General features: G+C 44.0%; 22 protein-coding genes. 14 read left to right on the top strand and 8 right to left on the bottom strand.

Features of this window, described 5'->3' with window-relative positions; all coding sequences use genetic code 11:
* The first annotated feature begins 175 nt into the window (after positions 1-175).
* The 3 genes from OCV29_RS00635 to OCV29_RS00645 all read left to right on the top strand — a co-directional run bounded on the left by OCV29_RS00635 (position 176) and on the right by OCV29_RS00645 (position 4,334).
* Entirely contained in the window at positions 176-667 is a 492-nt protein-coding gene (locus OCV29_RS00635) for a hypothetical protein (RefSeq protein WP_073605207.1), read from the top strand.
* A 202-nt stretch (positions 668-869) separates the two neighbouring features.
* Positions 870-2,708, top strand: coding sequence for an ATP-dependent DNA helicase RecQ (gene recQ / locus OCV29_RS00640; RefSeq protein ID WP_073605206.1), 1,839 nt, complete (start codon positions 870-872; stop codon positions 2,706-2,708).
* Between the two features lie 228 nt (positions 2,709-2,936).
* The gene (locus tag OCV29_RS00645; protein ID WP_073605205.1) at positions 2,937-4,334 is read left to right on the top strand and encodes a GGDEF domain-containing protein; all 1,398 of its coding nucleotides are present in this window, start codon (positions 2,937-2,939) and stop codon (positions 4,332-4,334) included.
* Between the two features lie 504 nt (positions 4,335-4,838).
* Here the strand turns inward: OCV29_RS00645 and OCV29_RS00650 are convergent.
* Positions 4,839-5,936, bottom strand: a complete 1,098-nt coding sequence (locus OCV29_RS00650; protein WP_073605204.1) for a hypothetical protein — start codon at positions 5,934-5,936, stop codon at positions 4,839-4,841.
* 173 nt (positions 5,937-6,109) lie between these two features.
* Between OCV29_RS00650 and OCV29_RS00655 the strand changes: the two genes are divergently transcribed.
* Positions 6,110-6,244, top strand: coding sequence for a hypothetical protein (locus OCV29_RS00655; protein WP_261887348.1), 135 nt, complete (start codon positions 6,110-6,112; stop codon positions 6,242-6,244).
* Positions 6,245-6,336: 92 nt separating this feature from the next.
* Here OCV29_RS00655 and OCV29_RS00660 read toward each other — a convergent pair whose 3' ends face one another.
* Positions 6,337-7,422: an alpha/beta hydrolase family protein gene (locus OCV29_RS00660; RefSeq protein ID WP_073605203.1), complete on the bottom strand. Its 1,086-nt coding sequence runs from the start codon at positions 7,420-7,422 to the stop codon at positions 6,337-6,339.
* 481 nt (positions 7,423-7,903) lie between these two features.
* On the opposite strand from OCV29_RS00660, the gene OCV29_RS00665 reads away from it, so the two are divergent.
* Together OCV29_RS00665 and OCV29_RS00670 are read left to right on the top strand one after the other, a co-directional pair.
* Positions 7,904-8,422, top strand: a complete 519-nt coding sequence (locus OCV29_RS00665) for an Hcp family type VI secretion system effector (protein WP_073605202.1) — start codon at positions 7,904-7,906, stop codon at positions 8,420-8,422.
* A gap of 195 nt (positions 8,423-8,617) precedes the next feature.
* Positions 8,618-9,076, top strand: a complete 459-nt coding sequence (locus tag OCV29_RS00670; RefSeq protein WP_073605201.1) for an EVE domain-containing protein — start codon at positions 8,618-8,620, stop codon at positions 9,074-9,076.
* Positions 9,077-9,124: 48 nt separating this feature from the next.
* On the opposite strand, the gene OCV29_RS00675 is transcribed toward OCV29_RS00670, so the two are convergent.
* A complete protein-coding gene (locus tag OCV29_RS00675) occupies positions 9,125-10,729 on the bottom strand; it encodes an alpha/beta hydrolase-fold protein (protein WP_073605200.1) in 1,605 nt (534 codons plus the stop codon).
* A gap of 58 nt (positions 10,730-10,787) precedes the next feature.
* The gene (locus OCV29_RS00680; RefSeq protein ID WP_073605199.1) at positions 10,788-11,573 is read right to left on the bottom strand and encodes a 2,3-dihydro-2,3-dihydroxybenzoate dehydrogenase; all 786 of its coding nucleotides are present in this window, start codon (positions 11,571-11,573) and stop codon (positions 10,788-10,790) included.
* Positions 11,574-11,781: 208 nt separating this feature from the next.
* Between OCV29_RS00680 and OCV29_RS00685 the strand changes: the two genes are divergently transcribed.
* Both OCV29_RS00685 and OCV29_RS00690 read left to right on the top strand, forming a co-directional pair.
* Positions 11,782-12,963 carry an isochorismate synthase gene (locus OCV29_RS00685; RefSeq protein WP_073605280.1) on the top strand — a complete coding sequence of 394 codons (1,182 nt, stop codon included), beginning with the start codon at positions 11,782-11,784 and terminating at the stop codon, positions 12,961-12,963.
* Positions 12,964-12,970: 7 nt separating this feature from the next.
* Entirely contained in the window at positions 12,971-14,596 is a 1,626-nt protein-coding gene (locus OCV29_RS00690; RefSeq protein WP_281250464.1) for a (2,3-dihydroxybenzoyl)adenylate synthase, read from the top strand.
* 137 nt (positions 14,597-14,733) lie between these two features.
* Here OCV29_RS00690 and OCV29_RS00695 read toward each other — a convergent pair whose 3' ends face one another.
* On the bottom strand, positions 14,734-15,579 hold the full coding sequence (locus OCV29_RS00695) for a Cof-type HAD-IIB family hydrolase (protein WP_073605197.1): 846 nt from the start codon (positions 15,577-15,579) through the stop codon (positions 14,734-14,736).
* Positions 15,580-15,705: 126 nt separating this feature from the next.
* On the bottom strand, positions 15,706-16,761 hold the full coding sequence (locus tag OCV29_RS00700) for an alpha/beta fold hydrolase (RefSeq protein ID WP_073605196.1): 1,056 nt from the start codon (positions 16,759-16,761) through the stop codon (positions 15,706-15,708).
* 74 nt (positions 16,762-16,835) lie between these two features.
* Here OCV29_RS00700 and rhtB point away from each other — a divergent pair, with 74 nt between their 5' ends.
* Together rhtB and OCV29_RS00710 are read left to right on the top strand one after the other, a co-directional pair.
* Positions 16,836-17,453 (top strand): homoserine/homoserine lactone efflux protein, encoded by a 618-nt coding sequence (gene rhtB, locus OCV29_RS00705; RefSeq protein WP_073605195.1) that lies wholly within the window; start codon positions 16,836-16,838, stop codon positions 17,451-17,453.
* Between the two features lie 10 nt (positions 17,454-17,463).
* Entirely contained in the window at positions 17,464-18,693 is a 1,230-nt protein-coding gene (locus OCV29_RS00710; protein WP_073605194.1) for an EAL and HDOD domain-containing protein, read from the top strand.
* Between the two features lie 124 nt (positions 18,694-18,817).
* Here the strand turns inward: OCV29_RS00710 and OCV29_RS00715 are convergent, their stop codons facing one another.
* A complete protein-coding gene (locus OCV29_RS00715; protein ID WP_073605193.1) occupies positions 18,818-19,288 on the bottom strand; it encodes a Dps family protein in 471 nt (156 codons plus the stop codon).
* A 212-nt stretch (positions 19,289-19,500) separates the two neighbouring features.
* On the opposite strand from OCV29_RS00715, the gene OCV29_RS00720 reads away from it, so the two are divergent.
* The 3 genes from OCV29_RS00720 to OCV29_RS00730 all read left to right on the top strand — a co-directional run bounded on the left by OCV29_RS00720 (position 19,501) and on the right by OCV29_RS00730 (position 22,151).
* Positions 19,501-19,872 (top strand): DUF4145 domain-containing protein, encoded by a 372-nt coding sequence (locus OCV29_RS00720; protein WP_073605192.1) that lies wholly within the window; start codon positions 19,501-19,503, stop codon positions 19,870-19,872.
* 862 nt (positions 19,873-20,734) lie between these two features.
* On the top strand, positions 20,735-21,346 hold the full coding sequence (locus OCV29_RS00725; RefSeq protein ID WP_073605191.1) for a hypothetical protein: 612 nt from the start codon (positions 20,735-20,737) through the stop codon (positions 21,344-21,346).
* Positions 21,347-21,563: 217 nt separating this feature from the next.
* Entirely contained in the window at positions 21,564-22,151 is a 588-nt protein-coding gene (locus OCV29_RS00730) for a YhgN family NAAT transporter (protein WP_073605190.1), read from the top strand.
* Positions 22,152-22,177: 26 nt separating this feature from the next.
* On the opposite strand, the gene rsmD is transcribed toward OCV29_RS00730, so the two are convergent.
* Complete coding sequence (rsmD, locus tag OCV29_RS00735; protein WP_073605189.1) at positions 22,178-22,777, bottom strand: 16S rRNA (guanine(966)-N(2))-methyltransferase RsmD; 600 nt, start codon at positions 22,775-22,777, stop codon at positions 22,178-22,180.
* A gap of 324 nt (positions 22,778-23,101) precedes the next feature.
* Between rsmD and ftsY the strand changes: the two genes are divergently transcribed.
* Positions 23,102-24,331, top strand: coding sequence for a signal recognition particle-docking protein FtsY (gene ftsY, locus OCV29_RS00740; protein ID WP_073605188.1), 1,230 nt, complete (start codon positions 23,102-23,104; stop codon positions 24,329-24,331).
* Positions 24,332-24,399 lie beyond the last annotated feature (68 nt).

The following is a 24,399-nucleotide window of genomic DNA, read 5'->3' on the forward strand; positions in this document are numbered from 1 at the left end:
TGCGATGTCTGGAGGTTGGTCGTTCAGAGACAACGGGCTGGATATTCGCATGCTTATGCTGATTTTCTCAAAGACTTGAGTGACATGGCATATTTTTGCATGATTTTATTCATGTATTTGTCTTTACTGTCGATAAGGGAATAAAGATAAAACAAGATTCAATAAGGGAAAGCTGATGAGAAACCAGTGGTGGTTAATGTTGCTGGGGATGTGCAGTTTGAGCGGTCATGCGATCGCTGAGACAACACCGCCCGGAACTTTTTATTTTGGTGTACTTCAGGAAGAACTGAATCAAAGTGGTGTCATTGAAATTGGGGTGAGAGGCCCGGCTTACCGGTTTGTTGATGCCAATGCTGCATTAATGTGGTTTGGTGATAATGACACGGTTTATAATGGATTCAATATTGGCGCACATCTGACAACCGGGACATGGCCAATCAAAGCTTATGCAGGCGCTGGTATTTTCCTTGGTGAGCATAAAGATTGTGAAGATGAAAGCTCGCCTGATTGTGAAAGTGATTATGTACTCGGCGCATATCCGGAAGTCGGGGTTGAATTGTCGTTACTTCAGGTCAGTGTTGCGGCTTACGGGCGCCATTATAAGACAACCAATGGCGGTAAAAACGAGTACAGGATGTATGGTTTTTACGTGGGTTACAATTTCTGAGTGATTCAGTCGTTTTGTTGCCATTCAGACGGAGATCTGTCTGCTGTTGTTGGGGCTGTGTTAGTCTGTTTGATTGCTGGCTGAATGGTAACGTGAATTGTTTTCTTCGTACGACGTCATATAAATTATGGTTTTCATCCGGCCATAACCTCTCTAGAATAGCCTGCTAAATCTCTTCTATAACCTGTATTCTGAGAATGCCATGACAGCAGCGATGATCCCCGAATCTGATGACCTGAATACCCAGTCACCTCAACTGGTATTACAGACTGTATTTGGCTATCAGTCTTTCCGTGCGGGTCAGGCCGGTGTGATCGAAGCCGTGCAGCAGCAGCGGGATTGTCTGGTGATTATGCCAACGGGTGGCGGAAAGTCGCTCTGTTATCAGATTCCGGCAATTGCTGGAGAAGGCCTGACTCTGGTGATATCGCCGTTGATATCTCTGATGAAAGATCAGGTCGATCAACTGGTTGCCAATGGCGTGGCCGCTGCCTGTGTGAATTCATCAATGACAAAAGACGCGCTGATGCAGGTGTATCAACAAATCGCCCACGGGACACTGAAATTATTGTATGTGTCGCCTGAACGGGTGTTGATGACTGATTTTATGGAACGGCTGCATCACCTCAACCTTGCTCTGGTTGCTGTGGATGAAGCGCACTGTATTTCGCAGTGGGGACACGATTTCAGGCCTGAATATGCGGCTTTGGGGCAACTCAGGCAATCTTTTCCTCAGGTACCATTTATTGCACTAACAGCGACTGCTGATGAGGCAACCCGTCAGGATATTTGTCAGCGTTTGAATCTGAATCAACCCTATACATATCTGGGGAGTTTTGACCGGCCTAATATCCGCTATACGCTGGTTGAAAAGCATAAACCGGTTTCTCAGGTGATTCGTTTTCTCGGCACACAAAAAGGGCAGTGCGGCATTATTTATTGTGGCAGCCGGAAGAAAGTTGAAATGCTGACGGAAAAGCTGTGTCAGAACCATTACCGGGCTGCGGGATACCATGCCGGGATGGATGTGGATGAGCGGACTTATGTTCAGGAAGCCTTTCAGCGGGATGATATTCAAATTGTGGTTGCGACCGTGGCATTTGGGATGGGGATTAATAAATCGAATGTTCGTTTTGTGATGCATTTTGATATTCCCCGTAATATCGAATCCTACTATCAGGAAACCGGACGTGCGGGCAGGGATGGATTACCGGCTGAAGCTCTGATGCTCTATGACCCGTCTGATATCAACTGGTTGCGACGGATGCTGGATGAGAAACCGGAAGGTCAGCAAAAGTTGGTGGAAGCTCATAAGCTCAATGCAATGACGGCATTTGCAGAAGCTCAGACGTGCCGACGTCAGGTCTTGCTGAATTATTTTGGGGAATTCCGGCCGGAACCCTGTGGAAATTGCGATGTTTGCTTAGATCCACCGAAGCATTTTGATGCAACGGAAGCGGCACAGAAAGCTTTGTCCTGTGTTTACCGGGTGAATCAGGGGTTTGGGATTGGTTATGTGGTTGAAGTGTTGCGGGGAATGCAGACCAGCCGTATCCGGGAAAACGGGCACGATAAGCTTTCGACTTATGGGATTGGCCGCGATCACAGTCATGATTACTGGGTCAGTATTTTCAGGCAACTGATTCACAAAGGTCTTCTGCAGCAGAACATTACCCGGAACTCAACCTTGCAACTGACTGAAGAAGCACGCCCACTGCTGCGCGGAGAGGTTGAGCTTGAATTGGCCGTTCCCCGGCTGGATATGGCAAACCGGGCTTCTAAATCAGAGAAGCTGGCCAGTAAACATTATGATCGCCAGCTGTTTGCCAAGCTTCGGAAACTACGAAAATCCATTGCTGATGAAGATGACATTCCACCTTATGTTGTCTTCAGTGATGCGACGTTAATTGATATGGCTGAAATTTTACCAACCTCTTATGGAGAAATGCTGGCTGTCAATGGTGTCGGGCAGCGCAAGCTGGAAAAATATGCCGATCAGTTCCTGGATTTAATTCAGGAGCATCTGACCTATCATGGATAATTCATGATGGACAGTTGTTTTCAAATGGTTGAATCCACCAACACGCCCGTAGTTCAGTGATGGTCTAATCGCCAGCCCTCTGTTTATGACAAAAATTTTCCTTACTGTATTCGTGATCCCGCGTGCATGGTTCAGGATTCTTATTATTAAACATATATATCTTACGCTATGATTTTATTCGCAATTTGAATATATTCTCTTCTCCGTCATTTACAGGGAAGCGCATTCATGAATGTTATCCGCTATTTCAGACCTTCACAGATACCTGCGCTTTATACATTGAGCGTTGCAGGCATTATCTTCATTTCTGCTTTAATTGGTTCACTCAGCCGCCCTGATGAGATGTCGATGACGATCTTCTGGCCTGCCAATGCGATATTAATTGCGCTGATGTTTCGTTATCCACAACGTTCAGCTTTTCCTGTCTGGGTCGCTGCTGTAGGCGGGTATTTGTTGTCCAACTATGTGATGGGAGAACCGCCCCAGGTTAATGTGATGATGACTATGGCGAATCTGTCTGGTGTTATTGCTGCCTGGTGGTTATATACACGGGTGTTCAGCTTTGGTGTCTATCTGAAATCCCGTTATTCTGTTCTGCATTTATTTATTTTATGCATCATCAGCTCAGTGGTGAGTGCTATTTTCGGCGCTATAGTCATGGAGTTCGTTCTGGATAAACCTTTCTTTCTGGCTATGATTTATTGGTTTTCCGGAGATTTGTCCAGCATGGTCGCATTCTTGCCCGTTGCACTGGCATTTCCTGAAAAGCTGGTAAAAATCAACCGCAAGTTGCGTCTCTATGATTTTTTGCCATTGATCATGGTGGTTTTTTCTGTCGCAATGATTTTTGTTTTAGGTGGGCCGGGCGCCATTGCATTTCCGGTTCTGGCTTTGATCTGGTGTGCGCTCACCTACAGTTACTTTGTCAATACAGTCATTGTGATGTTTTTTGTGATTTGTCTGTTTGCCTGTGAAGTTCTTGGGCTGTTACCTCTGTTCTCAGCCGATGAATTTGTGGGTGATACTATTTCGTTTCGTCTGGGGGTGACGATTCTTGTGCTGGCACCTCTGGTTGTTGCCAGTATGAATGATGCCCGTTCCCGGCTCATCCGTAAGCTGGATCATGCGGTTAATTATGACCACCTGACGAATGTTTTATCCCGTAAAGCCTTTGAGCAACGGGGAGAACAGCTTTTGAGTTCTCCTCATCCTGATCAGAATCATCTGGCATTTCTGATGATGGATCTGGATTACTTTAAACGGGTCAATGACCAGTTTGGTCATCAGGGAGGAGATGAATTGCTGGTTCATTTTGCCAAACTGGTGCAGGACATTATTCCACCGGATTGTTTGTGCGGCAGGATGGGAGGAGAAGAGTTTGCGGCCTTCATTCCCGGAAGTTCCTGCGAACGGGCTTCTTCAATTGCTGAGCGGATCAGGCATGAAGTCAGCCACCTGGAGCTGAACCGGGAAGGTGAGAACACAATCTCAACAACGGTGAGTATCGGTGTTGCCTGTGTCAATCATGGTTCTGCCAAATGGGAAGAACTGATGGAAATGGCAGATAAAGCACTTTATCAGGCCAAGCATCAGGGAAGAAATCAGGTTCGCTATTTTAATTGCTGAATTGTTGTTGGTCGCTAGAGCGTGTTTATCTTTCATAGCCTAACCTGTAGTCGCCTGAAAATGGCTCAGTCAAGGCGCGAAAAGTGTAGTTTAGTGATTCTAAATGAGCTTTGAGCAACACAGAGTGAGCCATTTTCAGGCACTACCCGAAGGGCTGGGGCCATTTTTTACTCTGACCGCGTTGGCAAATGTTAAATATAGATTGCTATTATCTAAATTTGCCGCCTTGCCAGAGTAAAAAATAGCCTCCAGCAGGAACGGCGATGAAGGATAAACACGCTCTAGGCCGCTACAGGTTTACAGGTTAGGCGATAATGGATAAACACGCCCTGGAGCGATATCGCTCCGGATATGGCTGACCATCTCAGAAAGCTTTGCCGCACCTTCTATGGTGCGGCAGGTTTATTTATTAATATCGGCTTCATGCCAACAAGCATGGATGCCGGCACATATTCAATTCATGACTGCCAGATTCAAAACAGAGCGGCCTGAATGTTCCCTGATTTACAGAGCCGGTGCTGTTTTATAGACATTGTCCTGTGGTTCTTTGGTTTGTCCCCCTTCAACCTGAATCAAGTGATCCGTGGTTGCCATCCACTGTTTGACTTCATCGTTTGTCGATGCCGCGGATAAACCGGGTAAGGTATTATCTGTTACCGGTGGCGTGGGATAAATGACAGACCAGAGATAAAGCCAGATAGCAGCACTATGTTTTGCTGCAACCTGAGTTTGATTGAAGAACTTGGTTTGTTGCTCTGCAAATGCAACTGAGTTGTGTAGTTTAGTATTTTCGTCACCGGCAAAGATGGTTGAAGCGACAGTTGAAGTCCGGTAAGAATCTATGGCGACACCGCGTTTTTTCAGATCTTTGGCAATGCTTCTTGTGACTTCACCAACCCATTGGTTATTGAGGTAGCTTTTGCCAAAATTCGAATAGAATGCATCGAGTAATGATACCCGTTGAGGGACAAGGTTTTGGGCAATGTTTCCCTTATCAGCAAGTTTTGCAAGTTCATATGTCAAGCGTAATGCCAGCTGGTTACCCAAGCTGTGCCCGGCAATCTGGATATCGCTGCCCTGACCTTGATAGTTTGCCATACCAGACAAATATTCTGACAGTAATAGTTCAGTGATATTTTTGTCCGGCCCATCATGGTAGTCACCATGACCGTCTTTCCAGCGCATGCCATGTTTTCCATTCGTCGTCCAGATTTTTGCTTCTGCAGTGTCTACATTGGCTTCATCGGCGAATTGGTCCCAGTAAAACACGCCAATATTGTAGCCTTGCGTGATCCAAAGGTTGGCAAAGTCGATGTCCGGGTATGTACTTCCTTCCCCTGATTCATGAAATACAAATCGATCATAATTGCTCATTCTGAAGGGCTGCCAGCCATGAATCAGGATGAGTGTTGGCTTTGATGGGTCAAAATAAGCGGAGCCGTCTTTTGTATTGTCACCAGCTTTTTCGTATTGGTTATTGGCACCAAACCAATACAGACCATAGCTCAGTTGATCAAAATCCTCTTTAGGAAATACGCCGGTTTTTGCCATTGCGTTTAAGGCAAAGAGTAACCCGGTTAATAAAATGATAATCTTTCTCATAATTTACCTATATTGTTGTAAGCTTTCAGGAATGATCATCATAGTATGAATATTATGCATCTAATTGCATTTTTTGGTGAATCTTTGAACATGATGCAAAACTGGTGTTGCAATAGGGTTCATCAGTCTTTCATGCTGTGCCGGGGAGATTGTCAAATGCCGGATTTCGTTTTTTGAACAAAAAGACTGGCCCGGATTCAGGGGAAAATCCGGGCCAGATTACGGTTTATACCAATATGGAAAATAAACTGATCATCTTGATGTGTCTGGTGGAGCAAACATACAAGGGCATGGATGCCCTTGTTTAAGCGCCCATGGATGGCTTGAGCGGTTTGCGGAACCAGATATATCCAGATCAGAAAATGACTTAGAATGGTATTATTGTTCAGCAAAGATTCAACTACAGCGCAGGTGCCGTTTCATACACATTGTCCTGTAGTTCTTTGGTAGTGCCGCCTTCGACCTGAATCAGATGGTCACTGGTTTGCATCCATTGCTTCACTTCATCATTTGTTGAAGCTGCAGATAGTCCGGCTAAAGTGTTATCGGTCACTGGTGGTGTTGGGTAAATAATTGACCATAAATACAACCAGATAGATGCACTGTGTTTTTCTGCGATTTGCACTTGTTCAAAGAATTGGGTTTTGAGTTCAGCAAATGCAATGTTATTCATCAGCTTACGGTTTTCATCGCCGACCAAAGGATTTGAAGTGACAAGAGAAGTGCGGTATGAATCGATAGCGACTCCCCGGCTTTTCAGATCTTTGGCAATATCTCTGATAACGGCACCAACCCATCTGAAATTCAGATAGATTTGAGGGAGGTTGGAATAAAAGGCATCCAACAGGGAAACACGTTGTGGAACAAGTGAGGCATCGATTTTTCCCTGATCTGACAATTTAGCCAGCGCCTCAGTCAGGCGCAGTGCGAGCTGATTCCCCAGGCTGTGTCCTGCAATCCGGATATCATTACCAGTATAATGCGCCATGCCTGTCAGATATTCAGCCAACAGCAGCTCGGTGACATTCTTGTCCGGTCCTTCATGATAGGTACCATGACTGTCTCTCCAGCGCATGTCATGCTTTCCGGTAGCCGTCCAGATTTTTGCTTCCGCACTTCGAACATTCCCTTCATCGGCGAACTGATCCCAATATAAAACACCGACATTGTATCCCTGAGTAATCCACAGGTTGGCAAGGTCGATATCAGGATAATCACCATCGGTATTATGAAAGACAAAGCGTTTTTGTTTTGCCATATTAAATGGCTGCCAGCCATGAATAAAAATAAGTGTTGGTTTGGATGGGTCAAAAAAAGCGGAACCGTTTTGTGTTTCTTCCCCTGCTTTTTCATACTGGTTATCCGAGCCAAACCAATATAAGCCATAACTGAGTTCATCAAAGGTTTGCTGTGGGAATACCCCGGACTGAGCCATGACGTTGAGTGCAAAAAGCAACCCTGTGAATAAAATTACTACTTTTTTCATTTTCTACCTGTCTGTTAGTTTATTAGTTGTTAGGTTTGTTGATCTTGGAGCATGTTTATCTTGCATCGTCTCCAGCAGGAACTGCAATGAAAGATAAACACGCCCGGGTACTGCAATGCAGCATATTAATATGAATTTATGCAACTTATTTTACAAGCGTGATTTTTTTATGAACATGATGCCAGATTTACCCACCTGACAGGGAGTCTGTGAGATTTTATGGCCCCCGAATTCATTATGAGTTCTGTTTTATATTTTTAAGATGAATGTGATATTAGTTCCAAATATGCCGGGCAAGATCTTGCTCGCTGGGCAACTTTTTGCTCGCCGCTGAGCAAGATCTTGCCTGTATTAACTTAAATATAAATATAACCTGTTGTTTTTTAATAAATGACAATGTTGGCACAACCATTGCTCTATACAGGGCAAGTCAAGAGCACTTGTTGCTTAAACAAATAGTTAATAATTAAGGAATTTTAGAATGCCAACTCCATGTTATATCGCGATTGAAGGCGAAACTCAGGGTTCAATTACTTCAGGTGCATGTACTGCAGATTCTATCGGTGATGCATACGTTGAAGGTCATGAAGATGAAATGCTGGTTCAGCAATTCGATCACGTTGTGACTGTACCAACTGATCCTCAGTCTGGTCAGCCTGCGGGTCAACGTGTTCACAAACCATTCAAGTTCACAGTGAACCTGAACAAAGCAGTTCCTCTGCTTTATAACGCATTAACTTCTGGTGAAAAACTACCTTCAGTGACTCTGAAATGGTATCGTACTTCTATCGAAGGTAAGCAAGAAAACTTCTTCACGACAACACTGGAAAACGCAACAATCGTTGATATCGATTGTGCGATGCCACACTGTCAAAACCCAGCTGATGCTGATTACACTCAGAACGTGACGGTTTCTCTGACTTACCGTAAAATCACCTGGGATCACAACAACTGTGGTACTTCTGGTGCTGATGACTGGCGTAAGCCTATCGAAGCTTAATCAGCTTTCGGTTTCAGTTTTCAAAGCCCACTCTTTTGAGTGGGTTTTTTTGTATTCTCTTTTTGTTTCATCTTTTTTTGCTGTTATTTATTTTTAGTCTGGTCCTCATTTGTGGATCGTCACTTTTGATGATTGTTTCATTTCTCAGGCAACTCCCGTTACACTTATCTCATCTTAAATTACTGATTCACACCTATGGCTTATTGGTTATTTAAAACAGAACCGGAAACGTTTTCGATTGATACACTGCAAATACAGAAATGCTCCTGTTGGGAAGGGGTAAGAAATTATCAGGCCCGAAACATGATGCGTGATGAAATTCAGTTGGGTGATGAAGTGCTGATTTATCATTCATCGTGTAAAAATATTGGTGTTGCCGGTATTGCGAAAGTCGTCAAAACTGCTTATCCGGATTATTTTGCCTTTGATCCTGAAAGTGATTATTACGACCCGAAGTCAACACCGGATAATCCACGCTGGTACATGGTTGATATTGAATTTGTGCGAAAAACAGAGCGGATTATTCCGCTGGCTGTGATGAAGTCAATCCCAGAGCTGGCTGATATGCCATTGGTAAAAAAGGGTAACCGGCTGTCTGTCATGCCGATCACCGGAGCGCAGTGGCAAACCATTCTTCAGCTGGAAAAACTCTGATAACACCGTCTTTGAGCGGAGACAGTGTTATCTGCTTTGATTCGTAGCTTACTGTGATATTGCAGCATTATCTTTGTTAAACAGTGAGATAAGTCCGTTCGCCAAGGTGACCCGCCAGCTAAAGTAGTCATGTCCGCTGGCTATCTGTTCAAAAACAACCGGATAGCCTTTCTCTTTTAGTACCTGATAAAGCGCCTGGTTTGTTTGCAAAATATTGGCAAACTCCGGTTTTGTTTCAAAAATACCTGCATTCATATAAACCTTAATGGGTCGTTTCGGTTGTTGACGCAGTTGTGCTGTCAGCCATTGAGGATGAGCCTTGTCCGGCCCCCACCAGAAAGATCCTGACTGACTCAGTACTTTACCGAATATATCCGGATAACGTGTGGCGACATACATGGAGGCAAGTCCGCCAAAGCTTGAACCTGTCAGAATCGTATTTTTTCCTGAAGGATGAATGTGGTGGACTTTGTTCAGCCAGGGCATCAGCTCCCGAGCCATAAAGTCTGCAAATACTGGATTCGGCGGCAACTCTTTTGCCCGTAAACTGGGTAACGGTATATGGATAAATACAGCCCGGAGTGGCGGAATTTTGTGCGCTGCAATTAAGTTATCCAATATGATGGGAGCAGGCACTTTAGACAAGTAGTCATCGCCATCGAACAGAATCAGCAGTGGCGCATCTGCCGGGAGAGGCTGAGTGACGGCTGGTTCATATATTGTTATATCGCGATTATTTTTCAGCAGGTGACTGAACAATTGCTCTTTTTTAATGTGCCCCGCAGGCGAATCGCCGGGCCGGGTATATTGATCATCGGGTGCGTTTCCGTATGTGATCGTTGAAGCCTCACCGAAGCGGAGATCATCGCTGGCAAAATGAGGTGATGGATTGAGTGGATCAGCGCCGACGCTTGCCAAGACGGCCTGACGTTGCTCTGTCCAGTGTTTTCCTTCTATCTGCGGGACATCCGGGGCCAGACGGTAAGAAAAGCGGGTGCCATCCGGGATGGTATAAGTTTTATACCAGATATCACTGTTCTCAAGATGCGACATATAGGCATGACCGTCATAAGGTGCGCCGAGAATCCGGACATTATTCGCTTTGCCGTGCCACAGAAAAGTGAGTCGTGCATTCCCGTCTGACTGTGGCTCAATGAGTGGCGTTCCACGCTGATGAATTGCTTCCCAGAATGTTTGTTCGGCATCAGGTTGAGCATCATGGATTTTTTTTACCGTACTTAAAAGCAGAGGACTGAGAACTCTTTCTTTTGGATTAACCATCTGGTTCTGTTTGAGGGGGAGGCCATATAAATGAACCTGAACAGAAATCTGCTCTGGCTCATCAGTCTGCATTTTCAGCCGGTAATCTCCGGTTTCATCAACCTTCCAGAATAGCTCACCCTCCCGTTGGCCGGGTTTGAGAAGTGACTTAATGATACGATCGCGTTGATCAAGAATACTGGCTTGAGAAAGGGGAGCCTCACTTTGTATATTGCCCCGGATATATTGCCCTTTTTGTAAAGACAGCGGGACGATCTGTTGTCGGGAGAACTGATACGTTTTCAGTAGTTCGGGTTGCTGCGATGAATGACTGCATGCGGTCAGGGCCAGCATTGTCGTCATGGTTACAGCGGAGAGAGTTCTTTTATTCATATGATTCAGTGATAATGAACTTCATTATCCAGCTCCGGTAAATGATTCAGACAAGTTTTTATTGGTCTAGTGTTGCGCCGCCATCGACCCGCAAGTCATGGAGGGTAATGTGATTTGCAGCTTCTGAAAGCAGAAATAAGACAGTCCCGGCAATATCATCAGGTTCGGCAATTTTACCAAGCGGTATACCCAGACGGAAATTTTCGGCATCACCGGCAATCACCTGGGATTCTCCATAATTCTCAGTCCAGAGCTGTTGCTGCATATGAGTGCGTGTTGAACCCGGACTGACTATATTACAGCGAATACCGAAAGGAGCGAGTTCCATTCCCATACATTTCACCATCATATGCAGTGCCGATTTGGATGCCGCATAGGCACCAATACCAGCCCGTGGTGTATTGGCGGCATTAGAACCAATGATGACCATATTACCCTGTTGCCTTTCAGCCATTTTTTTCCCGGCAGCCTGCATTAAAGCAAGTGTGCCGAAAACATTGACGTCAAACATGTCCTGAATATCACTGACCGGCATCGTTCTGAGTGGATGAACGTGCAGTAAACCTGCACAGCTGACTAAATGGTGAATGGGACCATATTCAGCTTCCCAGCATGAGATATATTCATCTGTCGCCCTGTGAACGGCTAAGTCCATTTCCCGGCAAATCAGTTGTCCGGGGTAATCATGATGAAGTTTTTTGGTTTTCTCCTGAAGGGCTGAAAGGCTGATATCAGTCGCGATTACCCGTGCTTTACTCCGGAGTAGCTGTTTAAGAACCGCAAACCCAATGCCGCCACCCGCGCCGGTGAGAAGGATTGTACTGTGGCTGAAATCATAACTCATGGTTGTTTTCCATTGGTAATTGAATGGACCACATACTCGTTATCTGCGCAGCGTGGGGAAAAATTTACCTGCAACAGAGAATATGGGACTTGTTTATTGAATGAATATTAATGATAATTGTTCGTATTCTCAAATAAAATGTGTCTGTTGTCTTTTTCATGAGACACAGATTGAAACAACGCAGGCAACTGGCAAAGAGGAATCTGTGATGAAGCGTGAAGTGATTGGCTGTGACAGCATGGATGAAATGATAGCAAACCATTCGTTTAATAAGTGTCCGTTCTTTTTTTCTTCTCCCACCAATACGCTGCTGGGCTCGGGGATTGAGCAGTCACTTGAGCAGGTGATTCCCTTCCGGGAACTTGCTGGCACAGCACAACAGTTATTGAATCAGGCAAAAAAAAGTGAGATGGATAATCCGGTTCTTTTCGGGCTTGTTCCTTTTAGCGAGGGCAATCCAACCCGGTTTATTATCCCACAACATTTATACGCGTCAGGTACTCCACGGGCTTTACCCGGGAATGTCCCCGCCAAGTCAAAGGCGCTTCTGGTTTCATCCCCATCCGGCGAGAAGTATAAACAAGGTGTCATGGATGCTCTGGATCTTTTTTCCAGCACAGAGTTATCGAAAGTTGTGCTATCCAGAGCGATAGAAATTGAAGCGGAAAAAGAGATTGACCGGTCTTGTTTATTGAAAAACTTACTGAAGGTGAATCCACGGGGATATACATTTTCTGCCAGTTTGAATCAAGAGAGCAGCATGATTGGAGCCAGCCCTGAATTACTGGTTGCCAAACGGGGAGCTCATTTAATCTCAAATCCACTGGCTGGTTCCCGGCCGCGCTCTGAAAATGAAGTCGAAAATGCACGGGAACGTCAGTATTTGCTCAACTGTACCAAGGAGTTACACGAGCACCAATTGGTTGTTGAGGAAGTTGAACGGGTGCTCAGTCAGCACTGTCATAATTTGTATACGCCGATGGTGCCATCTGTCATCGAGACAAACTCGATGCTGCATTTGTCGACCTGCCTTGAAGGGCATGCCGTCAATCCTCAGATCAGTGTGTTACAGATCGCATCAGAATTGCACCCAACACCCGCGGTATGTGGCTTTCCGCGTCAGTCTGCCTATCAAGCTATTTGTGATATTGAACAGTATGATCGGGGCTACTTTACCGGCATGGTTGGCTGGTGTGATGCCCGTGGTAATGGAGAGTGGGTCGTCACGATTCGCTGCGCAGAAGTGAATAAGCGCCTGATGAAAGTTTATGCCGGAGCCGGCATTGTTACTCAGTCCCGTCCTGAGAGTGAACTCCATGAAACGGGGGCAAAAATGGGGACGATTCTTTCTGCTGCGGGAATTGAGCTCGAAGATATGCTGGTGGCCTGAGATGACGATAAAACATGATTTTACACCCTGGCCGGATGTGCTTGTAAAAAAGTATTGTGAAGCCGGTTGCTGGCAGTCACAGACGTTGGCGAATTACTTTGCAATGTCTGTGGAAAAGTATGGTGATAATACGGCAATAATCTGTGGAGATTCTTCTTTTTCTTACCGGGAAATGCAGGAGAAAATTACCAACACGGCACAAGGATTATTGTCTTTAGGACTGAAGCCGGGTGATACCGTTATTTTGCAAATGGGTAACATCGCTGAATTCTATTTTTGCTTTTTTGCCTTGCTGCAAAATGGGATTCGTCCTGTGATGGCTTTATCTGCACATCGTTATCAGGAAATTACATATTTTTGCCAGCATACTGAGGCGAAAGCCTACCTGACAGACGGAAGTGAGACAGGATTTGATTATCAGAATTTAGGACTGAGTGTCGCGAAGTCATGCCCTTCACTGCAGTGGGTGATAGTGACAGAAAAAGTCCGTGTGAATGACCCCAGGTTTGTGACGCTGGATGAACTCAATGATGCTCAGACCGTTTCAGAGTCTGTTCAACTGTCTGAACCGGATGACGTGGCATTTTTTCAGTTGTCCGGTGGAACTACCGGTACACCTAAACTGATCCCGAGAACACACCGCGATTATGCATATAGTGTTTTTGGCAGTATTGATATTTGCCGGATAGATGCTGATACCCGGTTTTTATGTATTTTGCCGGCTGCACATAATTATCCGATGAGTTCACCGGGCGCTCTGGGTGTCTTTTTTGCTGGCGGATGTGTGGTGCTGGGTGTGGATCCGTCACCTGCGGCGGCGTTTGAGTTGATAGAGATGCACCGGGTTAATTTTGTGCCGCTTGTCCCGCCTTTAGCTTTACGTTGGATGGAGCATGCCGATATAACTGACCGTGATATTTCCAGTCTGGACGTTGTGCAGGTTGGGGGCGCAAAATTCAGTGCAACAGCGGCAAGCTTGTTACCTGAAAAATTGAATTGCAGGTTGCAACAAGTGTTCGGCATGGCTGAGGGCTTAGTGAATTACACCCGTTTGGATGATGCGCCTGAGCAGATATTTCAAACTCAGGGGCGTCCGATCTCAGATTACGATCAGATCCGGATTGTTGATGAGTCCGGGCAGGATGTCCCGGAGGGAGAGGAAGGGCTGTTGTTGACCCAAGGCCCATATACGATCCGGGGGTATTTTCGTGCGCCGGAACATAATCAAAGATCGTTCACATCCGACGGTTTTTACCGGACTGGTGATATTGTGCGTCAGACGAAAGAGGGCAATCTGATTGTCACCGGGCGGGATAAAGATCAAATTAACCGGGGCGGCGAAAAGATAGCGGCGGAAGAGATTGAGAATTTGTTGCTGCGCCATCAGCAAATCCATGATGTTGCATTAATTGCCGTGCCTGATGATTATTTGGGTGAAAGGAGTTGCGCCGTGGTTGTGAAAAGGGGGGACGATGTGCTGCGACCGGTTGCGCTGAAAAAATTTCTTCATCAGCATGGTCTTGCTGATTATAAAATTCCTGACCAGATTCAGTTTATTGCCGAGTTACCCAAAACACCGGTTGGAAAAATAGACAAAAAATATCTTCGTGAAGTTTATTCAGTTGATAGTTAGGCCAATCCGGAAAATTAACTGATTATCTGGATGGGTCTGGCGGAGCAAACATACAAGGGCAAGAATGCCCTTGTATATTCTGATTTTCATTGGTTTTGGCCGGTGATTTCCGGATCATTGAAAACACCTGCGGGTGGTCATGACGCGATGCAATTTGCCGTCGCCAGCAGATGTTCTTCCAGATAACGCGCAACGGAGTCGTGCTCGTTACTGCCAATACGTTGGATGTGAGGAATAGTTGCCATCACAGTTTCATGGGCTGTTTCCATGACCAGACCTGTTCCTGCCATTGTCAGCATTTCAATGTCGTTCATACCATCACCGAAAGCAACACACTGAGCGAGTGATTTATCCAGAGAACGGGCAACAACATCAAGTGCATGACCTTTGGATATACCCGGCCCCATCACTTCCAGACACCATGGACTGGAAAAAGCGACGGTGACCTGACCGGCAAATTGCTGGTTCAGCTCTGTTTCATATCCTGTCAGAATCTCATGGTCTCTGTGCTTATGGGTAAAGAAGATCTTTGATACACCATCGAGTGGTGGGTTGTTGACATCAAACAACCGGTAAGTAAAACCGGACTCATTGTGAAAATCTTTGAGTCTTTGATCGGCATGGCTGATTAACCACTCATCATGACGGTAAAGATGGATAAAGATATTTTCATCATGGCTGAGCTGCCGGATGATCGCCGGGATCAGGTTTTCCGGTACATTACGGCTAAACATGAGTTTATTTTCAGGATCGTGGATACGTGCACCATTGGATGTGATCATATAAGCCGGAATTCCGGCCATTTCACGAATACCGTCAACATCAACATGATGACGTCCGGTTGCAAATACAAAGGTGAACCCGCTTTGATGCAGGGTTTTCAGTGTATTTTTTGTATACAGACTCAATTTGTGATCAGGGGCCAGAAGCGTGCCGTCAAGATCAGAGGCAACAATGTGAATATCTTTGTTGATTGATGTCATAACATCCTCAATGGTGAGTGATTGGGGGATACACCAGTTTGACCTGAATTAAATCACGGCTTAAGGGACTGAGTATTTTGTAAGATATTTTACGCAAACATAAAGGGGAAAAAGAGGGTAAATGTATTATTGTTCATTTCCTCTTTTGCTCAGGGGCACGCTCTGGGCATCATTTGATTCAGAATCAACTGTCAGTTTTTCCTGGATGCTGGTTTCAAAGAACTGAATAATTTCGTTGAGAGCCTGGTTGCGATACTGATCTGATTCAAAAAGTAATTCGTGTCTGGCTCCGGGAATGACAGTGAATTTACTTTCCGGGTTTGTCCGTAAGAGTTTATGGAAAAACTTATTCTGAGAGAAGTTATTCACCAATGTATCTTTGCCGGCCTGAAGAATCAGGGTTGGTAAATTGATTTTGTGTATTTGCTGGTGGCATTGTTCAAGGGCAATCAATGTTTGCCATATCCATTGACTGCTGGGGCCGCCAATTTGTATTTCCGGGTTTTGTTCATAGAGATTCCGGAACCACTGATAACGAACCCGGCTGTGAGTCAGCGGATTATTTTCGAAGGGTTTATTCTCATAGTCTGCATATCCGGGAGCGTATCCGGAGCGGCGGGCGAGATATCTGACCAGCGGACGAATCACCGGCCTCAGATGTAAAGGAATATTTAATCCAATCATCGGTGCTGACATCGCTATCGCATGAAATTGATGGTGAGGACACGTCTGAATATATCTTGCTGCGATCGCACAACCCATAGAATGGGCTAATAAGAAACGAAATTGATATTCCAGATGTGAAAATTGTTCCAGAACATATGAGATATCAAGGATATAATCCTGATAGGTGCTGACATAACCAATCTGTCTGTTATCAATGAGACGATCGGATAGCCCCTGACCGCGATGATCAAGGGAGTAAACATCGTAACCCTGATGATAAAGATCGAAGAATATTTCCTGATACTTCAGGGCAGATTCTCCGCGGCCATTGAGTACAAAGACCATTTTTTTATGTTTGGGGTGAGTAATGCGACACCAGTAAATCTGTTTATTGTCGAATGCTGTAATTTTTCCTTCTTCCCGTTTTTGCCATAAGGTTAGAATGTCATTATTGATAGCTTGCTCAAAGAGCGACTCTTGAGTATAAGAAGAAGGTGGCATCGCATGTCGGTTCATTTTTATTACAACTCAGTGGCAGTGATAGTTGGCGCCGGACCTGACCAGCGTATTTTAATATAGAGGAATTATCAATGGATCTACACGTTTGGGTGGCTTATATTGCAACCGCAGTGATTTTTAGCCTATCTCCGGGATCCGGAGCTGTAAATTCTATCAGTAATGGTTTGACTCATGGCATGAAGAAATCATTGATTTCTATCCTGGGACTTCAGCTTGGACTGACATTTCATATCATCTTTGTTGGTGCCGGGATTGGCGCTCTTGTCGCCGAGTCAGCTATCGCATTTTCTGTGATTAAGTGGGTTGGTGTTGCCTATCTGATATGGCTTGGAATTCAGAAATGGCGCGATACATCTCATGTTATTGTGACTCATCCGGAAAGTGCGTATCCATCTTCAGTGATGTTGTATAAATCATTACTGGTGAATTTGACAAACCCGAAATCAATCGTTTTTCTTGTGGCATTATTTCCTCAGTTTATTGATCCGCAAGCCCCCCATTTACCCCAACTGATTATCCTTGGGGTGACAACCGTGACGATTGATACCCTGGTCATGATTTTTTATACCGCAATGGCTGCAAGAATGGGGAAATGGGTGAGATCGGATAAAGCAATGCGCCGGTTAAATAAACTATTTGGTTCAGCTTTTTTAGGATGTGGTGCATTGCTGGCAGTCGCGAAAGCGTAGGGTTTGATCGATGCAATATTGTACATATGTCGCCAGGCAGCCAATTCTGAATAAAAAAGGTGTAACACTCGGTTATGAGTTGTTATTCCGTGATGGTGAATCCAATGCGTTTCCTGCTCATGTGAATTCTGAAAGAGCGACTTATCGTCTGGTGGCTGAAAATCTTGCGGCGATTGGCAAATGTTCTGAGCAGGGCGGTGCGCGTTGTTTTATCAATTTTCCATATAAAAGTCTGATTCGTCGTTTACCTTTTGCTTTACCAAAAGATGCCATTGTTATTGAGATTTTAGAAACGTGTCAGCCCAGTGATGAACTATTTGCCGTTATCAAAGAGCTTCACCGACAGGGTTATATGCTGGCACTGGATGATTTTTCCTATGCTCCTGACTGGGAAAGATTTTTGCCCTATATACATATTGTGAAGCTTGATGTGATGGCCTTGGGCATTCAGGTTGCCTGTGAGATTGTGAGGGAACGCTTAAATGATGGCTGTAAATGCCGGTTTCTGGCGGAAAGAGTTGAAACTGAGCAGGAATTCCGTCTGGCGAAAGAGGCTGGTTTTTTACTGTTTCAAGGGTATTTTTTTAAAAAACCTGAGTTAATTAAAAAGCGGTATTTCGGTCCCAGGCAAGTCACTGCAATGAGTCTGTTCCATGAAGTTTGCCGGCCAGAGATCAATTATGATCGGGTTGAGCAGATCATTGCCACCGATGTCACTTTATCCTATAAACTGCTGCACTTTGTGAATTTGCTTTCGGATCGAATCAGTGATGGTATTTCTTCTTTCCGGCAGGCACTGATTTATCTTGGACAAGATAAACTAAAGTCATTCGTGTCTTTAACGGCGGCGTCTTATATTGCAGTGAATAAGCCAAAGGAGCTTTACCGGTTATCCTTACAACGGGCGCAATTCTGCCAGTTGATGTCTGCGCATCCCATGTTTCGGGAATATCGAGAACAGGCTTTTTTAGTCGGTTTGCTTTCCGTTCTTGATGCTATTTTAGATACATCGATTGAAACTCTTTTAGAACAACTTCCGCTTCAGTCTTCGGTGAAGCGTGCTTTGTCCGGCCGTGAAGGAATATTAGGGAATTTGCTGCTTCTGCAGGAATGCTTTGAAACCGGAGACTGGGGTGGCCTCGAGTGTGGTTGTCGTGAGATGGGATTACAACTGGAAGATGTGAATATTTTTTTGCATAAAGCCTTATGCTGGAGTAATCGAATACAGCGGGCAGTATAGAAAGTGATATCCTTTGTCGTTGAAATCCGGCAAACAGGCAGTGATTGTTTGCCGGATCTCTGACTGAACCACAATGTGCGCTGATCAATTGAATGTGGATCATCATTTATAACATGTTTGCCGACTATTGAAGCCATGCATTGAACATCCAAAGCAGTTTTTCCTGCTCCCGGATATAGTCGCTCATTTGTGCGGCAGTACCTTCGTCGTCAGCATCTCCGGCAATCGCCAGTATTTCTCTTTGCTGATGCACCAGGATAGCCAGCCCTTCAACCAGAGCACTGACGGTCTCTTTTGCATTTGATGCCTGTTTATGTTCCTGTATTTCAGAGACATTAAGGTAGTCGCTGAATGTGTGGAGTGGGGTGCTGCCTAATGTGAGAATTCTTTCAGCAACTTCATCAATTTTTGTTTGCAGGTCTGTATATATTTCTTCAAATTTCGCATGAAGTTCGAAAAACTCAGGGCCTTTGATATTCCAGTGATAGCCGCGAACATTCATATAGAAAACCTGGTAATCAGACAGAAGATGATTGAGAGCAGTAGCCAGCTTTTGACTGATAGTATCGTCGAGACCAATGATATTCTTTTTCATGGGACACCTCTTAATTTCAGGAAACTGTGTCTATTTTAACCCGCCATCTTGAAAAGAAAATTTGATTATTCAAATTGAATCAATTGATAATTCCTATTAAAAATACAATCAATCTGGCGGATAAATCTGATAGGGGGAGAACATCAATTATTCTGTGGATGAATTATAATTGAAGTGATCTGATTATAAATGAGCCGAAAGGATGAGTGGTGATGTCAGAGGTTGATAAAGTAGTTCAGGGAACACATCAGTTAGAAGAGTTGTTACGTGTTCAGTACCATGCTCAGGGGGATAGTTTAGAGCAGTTGGTTGAGAGCAGTGTAGAACGCTTACCACATGATGCTGTGGTCAGGTTAAAGCGTATTAATGGTATGCGTAAAAAATTAGCTGATGTTAATCAATATACTCATGAAGACTGTTTACATTTTATGGATGACTATCATGCGTGTATGAAGGAATTGGTCCCCCGCAGTAATCGGTTTATCTGGAGAGCTGCATTCGTATTAATGAGCTTGATTACGTTGTTCGCGATGATTTTTTATTATGTACACTGGGATACGCTTTCCGTTCATTTGTTGAAGTAGCTCCGGTCGTTTTTCCAAATAAAAAGGCAGAGATACAATCTCTGCCTTTTTATTTGGGCAATCTGTGAAAGCAGATCAGTACATCATGGGCAGTGTCATCAAACCGATAAGTACTGCGATCATGATAAGCCCTTGCTTTTGAGATGATGTGATCATAACACTGCTCCTTAGGTAACTGCTACTATGTTATACAGAATAGCATTATTTTTGCTGTTTGATCAAATTAAATTAATGTGAAGGATAAAAAATCAAATATGTACGACGTTTTTTGTCACTTTTTGTGATGCTTTTCTTCTGGTTTTGACTGGTTATCTATTGTTCTGATGTTTATTTATCTGTTGCTTTGTTTTCTTAACTTGTTGTTTTTTATTGACTTATTTATGTTAATTTTTTGTTTTAAATTAATGACACTCATTTATGTGTATTTAAGGTTATTAAAATGAAATTATGGTTTAAATTGGAGCAATAAGGTCAAAATTATTTATCTAAATGATATTAGTTATCAGTTGGGTCAATGTTGATGTTAGTGAACACTGTTTATTGTATAAAATGATGCTGTGACTTCTGTTAAGGGAATGAAAGGTTAAAATTAGTATTTTGTCTGTTATTGGTGTGATTCTTATGCTCTATATAACATGATTAATCAGAGGGTTAATGTCAGTTTTGTTTGTGAGGTGTATTATCAGAATTCATATCGGATATCTGTGTCAGGTGAATATGTCAGCTTAGAAAGCTGATTGATATATAAGTTTATTCTCAAGCGGAAATACTTTGTTCAGATCGAATTTTTAATAAGTTTGAGTAGATTTCTGTCATCGTGCATTTAAACTGGCTGCAATTCTTTATCAGGGAATCAATTGGTATGGGGGAGAAAGGCAGATATCTCTTATTAACGGCATATGGTGTTGATCGTCCAACCCGGTATTTTTTCTATATATCAATTGCCTGCACTCTGTTGCTTCTGCTGAGTGTGACAATCAAATTACCAATCGTTTCCTCTTTCACAGCGTCTGGAATGGTTGGTTTCTCCGGGTATTTGGTATTTATCTGGCTGTTTCTGTCGTGTACGCATCAAAGGTTTTCTTTTTTAGCTTTTGTGTTGACATCGATTAGCCTCAATCTGACATTCTGGCTGAGGATATCTCATCCAGTCCAGATATGGCTGCTGATCTCGATACTTGCCGTGAGTATTGTGATGTTGCTTTTAGTGTTGCCGCGTATCGATCATAAATTGTTTCCTGTCTTTATTGTGGGTTTGCTGATGGTCAGTTTTGTCTGGGCTGCCTGTGAATTCTGGTTACAGGAGCATTCGTTGCGGGCCGGTGCCGGGACGACAGGGACAATTTTATGGGCACTGGTTACCTTCAGAGTGATGTTGTATCCGGCATATACGAAGCAGAATCAATTGAATATGTGGGTGATTGTTGGTTATCAGATTTCTCTCGCAGGCATTGCGGGCTCGTTATTATGGTGATCAGGTTGATCGTTTGAGCCGCAAAAGTGCTGTGATAACCGGAGTGAACCGCTGACCAATGCAGTAGCGCGAAGCGTACCGGGAATAATAAGGGAAGTGGACATACGTTCACAAAATCGTCAGAAAGATAAAAATATCCTGATTAGCCATTATCGAAATATATATTGGAGGTTGCTATACTGCGCCTCTTATTTTTTGTTTGTTTGAGAAGTGTTTTATGGAGATTTTTTCTATAGCGACCATGCTATTTCTGATTATGGATCCGTTGGGTAATTTACCAGTGGTTCTTTCCATTTTAAAACACCTTGATCCAAAGCGTCGACGGATTGTTCTGCTGCGAGAGTTAATTGTCGCTCTGCTCATTCTCATGCTGTTTTTGTTTGCTGGCAGAAATATCCTCGGTTTTTTACATGTTTCACCAGAAACGCTTAGTATTTCTGGTGGTGTGATTTTATTTATCATCGCGATTAAAATGATCTTTCCCAGTGCGGGTTCAATTACCGGCCTGGCGGCTGGTGAGGAGCCTTACATTGTCCCGATGGCTATTCCTATGATTGCCGGACCTTCGCTAATCGCATCACTGTTACTGCTTTCTTCTCAATATCCGGATCAGTTACCAGAGCTGGCACTTGCGGTCTTTTTAGCCTGGGTTGGTACATTTTTTATTTTAATGTTCTATGGTTTCTTTCATAAAATATTGGGTGAGAGAGGGCTAAAAGCGATAGAACGATTGATGGGGTTATTATTGGTGATGGTATCAACTCAGATGTTTCTGGACGGTGTTAAAAGTTATATGGCCAGCTAGATGACTGGCCTGAAATTATTTTCAATTTAGTTCCGGTGATAGAGGCGATAACAGACCTGTCCAGCGGTTTTTTCCCGGTGAAGTTGCCAGTGAGCTGGTACCGGATGTGGTTGCCACTCTTTTTCTGTTTCCAGATAAATAAGAGCGCCATCGGCTACCCACTGATAATCCTCAAGAAGTTTGATGACTTTTTCAGTGATGCCTTGTCTGAAGGGAGGATCAATAAAGATGATGTCGTATGGTGTTTCCGGTTGGTGTCGTGCCAGGTGGTTCAACGTATCTGCCTGAATAATATCAACTGTCTCTGCTGATAGTGTTTCTTTATTGGTCTGAAGTTGTCTGAATGCCTGAGAATCCAGCTCAAGCATTGTTACCAGCTGTGCCTGACGGGACGCGGCTTCAAACCCAAGGCTGCCTGAACCAGAAAACAGATCCAGACAACGGGAAAAGGGAATATCGGGAGATAACCAGTTAAATAAGGTTTCTTTGACTCTGTCCGTGGTGGGGCGCAATCCTTCAGCATTGTGTACCGGTAATTTTCTTCCTCTCCATTCACCACTGATAAGCCGGATAAAGCCTGAAGGTTTATTTGAATGTAGTTTGGTTGAGTGGCGATGTTTTCCCATGATTTTTTGACCAAAAATAAAATGTTAATATGATTCATCTGATGAAAGTATCAGGTAGAGATTAAAGTATAGATAATGTAAAACAAAGGCTTTAATCAGATGGTTGTCTCAGATTGTCCTTTATGTGCTGAATTGATGGCACAGATTGTGGGAAATTTTACAGGTTGAATTGTAAATTTTCACTGCTTTGTTCACTCTTTTGCAAAGCTTCTGCCTGATCTGATAGATGAAAAATTGACGTAATGATTGAACTGTGTAGCTTTTGAGATATAACAGGCAGATAGATTGTAAGTTTTTAAATAAATAGGTCCGGGATATTTCCAGATGACAGAAAAGAAAAAACGTGGTTTGTTGTCATGGCTTGGCTTTGGTGATGAGCCATCAGAACATGAAAAATCAGATGAGTTACAGGCTCAGGAAGCAGCAGAAGCTATCGATACTGAAGCGCAGGATACCGGTTCTGCTCTTGAAACAGAGACAGAGGTTCTCTCAGAAGATGATGACAAAAGCCGGAATGATAAGGTTGCTTTAACAGAAGCTGAACCAGATGCTTTACCCGGAGCTCAACCGGAAAGCCTGAGCTTTGAACAGGTTGACAAAGAAACTGTGGTTCAGGAGCAAATCAAACCCACAGAGAGTTTCTTTGTCCGTTTAAAGCGTGGTTTAAGCCGGACAAAAGCAAATATTGGTGCTGGCTTTTTTGGATTATTCAAAGGTAAAAAAATAGATGAAGATCTGTTTGAAGAGCTGGAAGAACAATTACTGATTGCTGACGTTGGTATGGACACCACTGTTAAAATTATCAAAAATCTGACTGAGAAAGCGACACGCCAGCAACTCAAAGATGGTGAAGCATTATACGCTATGCTAAAAGATGAAATGGCTGAGATTTTGACCCGGGTTGAGCAGCCATTGACGATTGATAAAGCGAAAACACCTTATGTCATTCTTATGGTGGGAGTGAATGGTGTCGGCAAAACAACCACGATTGGTAAACTGGCCAGACAATATCAGGCGGAAGGCAAAAAAGTCATGCTTGCTGCCGGGGATACTTTCCGGGCTGCAGCAGTAGAACAGCTTCAGGTCTGGGGACAGCGCAATAATGTACCTGTTGTGGCGCAGCATACCGGTGCTGACAGTGCTTCCGTGATTTTTGATGCCATTGAAGCTGCGAAAGCCCGGGGGGCTGATGTCGTGATTGCGGATACGGCTGGTCGCCTCCAGAATAAAAGCAATCTGATGGAAGAGTTGCGAAAAATTGTACGCGTTATGAAAAAACTCGATGACAGCGCACCCCATGAGATTATGTTAACACTGGATGCCGGAACCGGACAAAATGCAATGAGTCAGGCAAAACTATTCAGTGAAGTGGCGCCAGTCACCGGAATTACGCTGACCAAACTTGATGGGACAGCAAAAGGTGGAGTCATTTTTGCAATTGCAGATCAGTTTGAAATACCGATTCGCTTTATAGGTGTGGGTGAAGGGATTGAAGATTTGCGCCCATTTCAGACTCAAGAATTTATTGAAGCACTTTTCAGCAGGGATGAGTAGCTTGATTATCAGCTACAGCATTCAATTGTTTGTAACAACCATTATTCTGTTCTGAGGGAGAATATGGT

The organism is Vibrio aerogenes (assembly GCF_024346755.1).
GTDB classification, from domain to species: Bacteria; Pseudomonadota; Gammaproteobacteria; order Enterobacterales; family Vibrionaceae; genus Vibrio; species Vibrio aerogenes.

Bases quoted from the DNA above. Each gene is read 5' to 3' on its own strand.
- OCV29_RS00650 (WP_073605204.1), bottom strand. From the start codon at position 5,936: ATGAGAAAGATTATCATTTTATTAACCGGGTTACTCTTTGCCTTAAAC.
- OCV29_RS00675 (WP_073605200.1), bottom strand. From the start codon at position 10,729: ATGAATAAAAGAACTCTCTCCGCTGTAACCATGACGACAATGCTGGCC.
- OCV29_RS00680 (WP_073605199.1), bottom strand. From the start codon at position 11,573: ATGAGTTATGATTTCAGCCACAGTACAATCCTTCTCACCGGCGCGGGT.
- rhtB (WP_073605195.1), top strand. From the start codon at position 16,836: ATGGATCTACACGTTTGGGTGGCTTATATTGCAACCGCAGTGATTTTT.
- rsmD (WP_073605189.1), bottom strand. From the start codon at position 22,777: ATGGGAAAACATCGCCACTCAACCAAACTACATTCAAATAAACCTTCA.
- OCV29_RS00730 (WP_073605190.1), top strand. From the start codon at position 21,564: ATGGAGATTTTTTCTATAGCGACCATGCTATTTCTGATTATGGATCCG.
- OCV29_RS00725 (WP_073605191.1), top strand. From the start codon at position 20,735: ATGGGGGAGAAAGGCAGATATCTCTTATTAACGGCATATGGTGTTGAT.
- OCV29_RS00720 (WP_073605192.1), top strand. From the start codon at position 19,501: ATGTCAGAGGTTGATAAAGTAGTTCAGGGAACACATCAGTTAGAAGAG.
- ftsY (WP_073605188.1), top strand. From the start codon at position 23,102: ATGACAGAAAAGAAAAAACGTGGTTTGTTGTCATGGCTTGGCTTTGGT.
- OCV29_RS00700 (WP_073605196.1), bottom strand. From the start codon at position 16,761: ATGAACCGACATGCGATGCCACCTTCTTCTTATACTCAAGAGTCGCTC.
- recQ (WP_073605206.1), top strand. From the start codon at position 870: ATGACAGCAGCGATGATCCCCGAATCTGATGACCTGAATACCCAGTCA.
- OCV29_RS00710 (WP_073605194.1), top strand. From the start codon at position 17,464: ATGCAATATTGTACATATGTCGCCAGGCAGCCAATTCTGAATAAAAAA.
- OCV29_RS00665 (WP_073605202.1), top strand. From the start codon at position 7,904: ATGCCAACTCCATGTTATATCGCGATTGAAGGCGAAACTCAGGGTTCA.
- OCV29_RS00695 (WP_073605197.1), bottom strand. From the start codon at position 15,579: ATGACATCAATCAACAAAGATATTCACATTGTTGCCTCTGATCTTGAC.
- OCV29_RS00715 (WP_073605193.1), bottom strand. From the start codon at position 19,288: ATGAAAAAGAATATCATTGGTCTCGACGATACTATCAGTCAAAAGCTG.
- OCV29_RS00670 (WP_073605201.1), top strand. From the start codon at position 8,618: ATGGCTTATTGGTTATTTAAAACAGAACCGGAAACGTTTTCGATTGAT.
- OCV29_RS00660 (WP_073605203.1), bottom strand. From the start codon at position 7,422: ATGAAAAAAGTAGTAATTTTATTCACAGGGTTGCTTTTTGCACTCAAC.
- OCV29_RS00645 (WP_073605205.1), top strand. From the start codon at position 2,937: ATGAATGTTATCCGCTATTTCAGACCTTCACAGATACCTGCGCTTTAT.
- OCV29_RS00635 (WP_073605207.1), top strand. From the start codon at position 176: ATGAGAAACCAGTGGTGGTTAATGTTGCTGGGGATGTGCAGTTTGAGC.
- OCV29_RS00685 (WP_073605280.1), top strand. From the start codon at position 11,782: ATGAAGCGTGAAGTGATTGGCTGTGACAGCATGGATGAAATGATAGCA.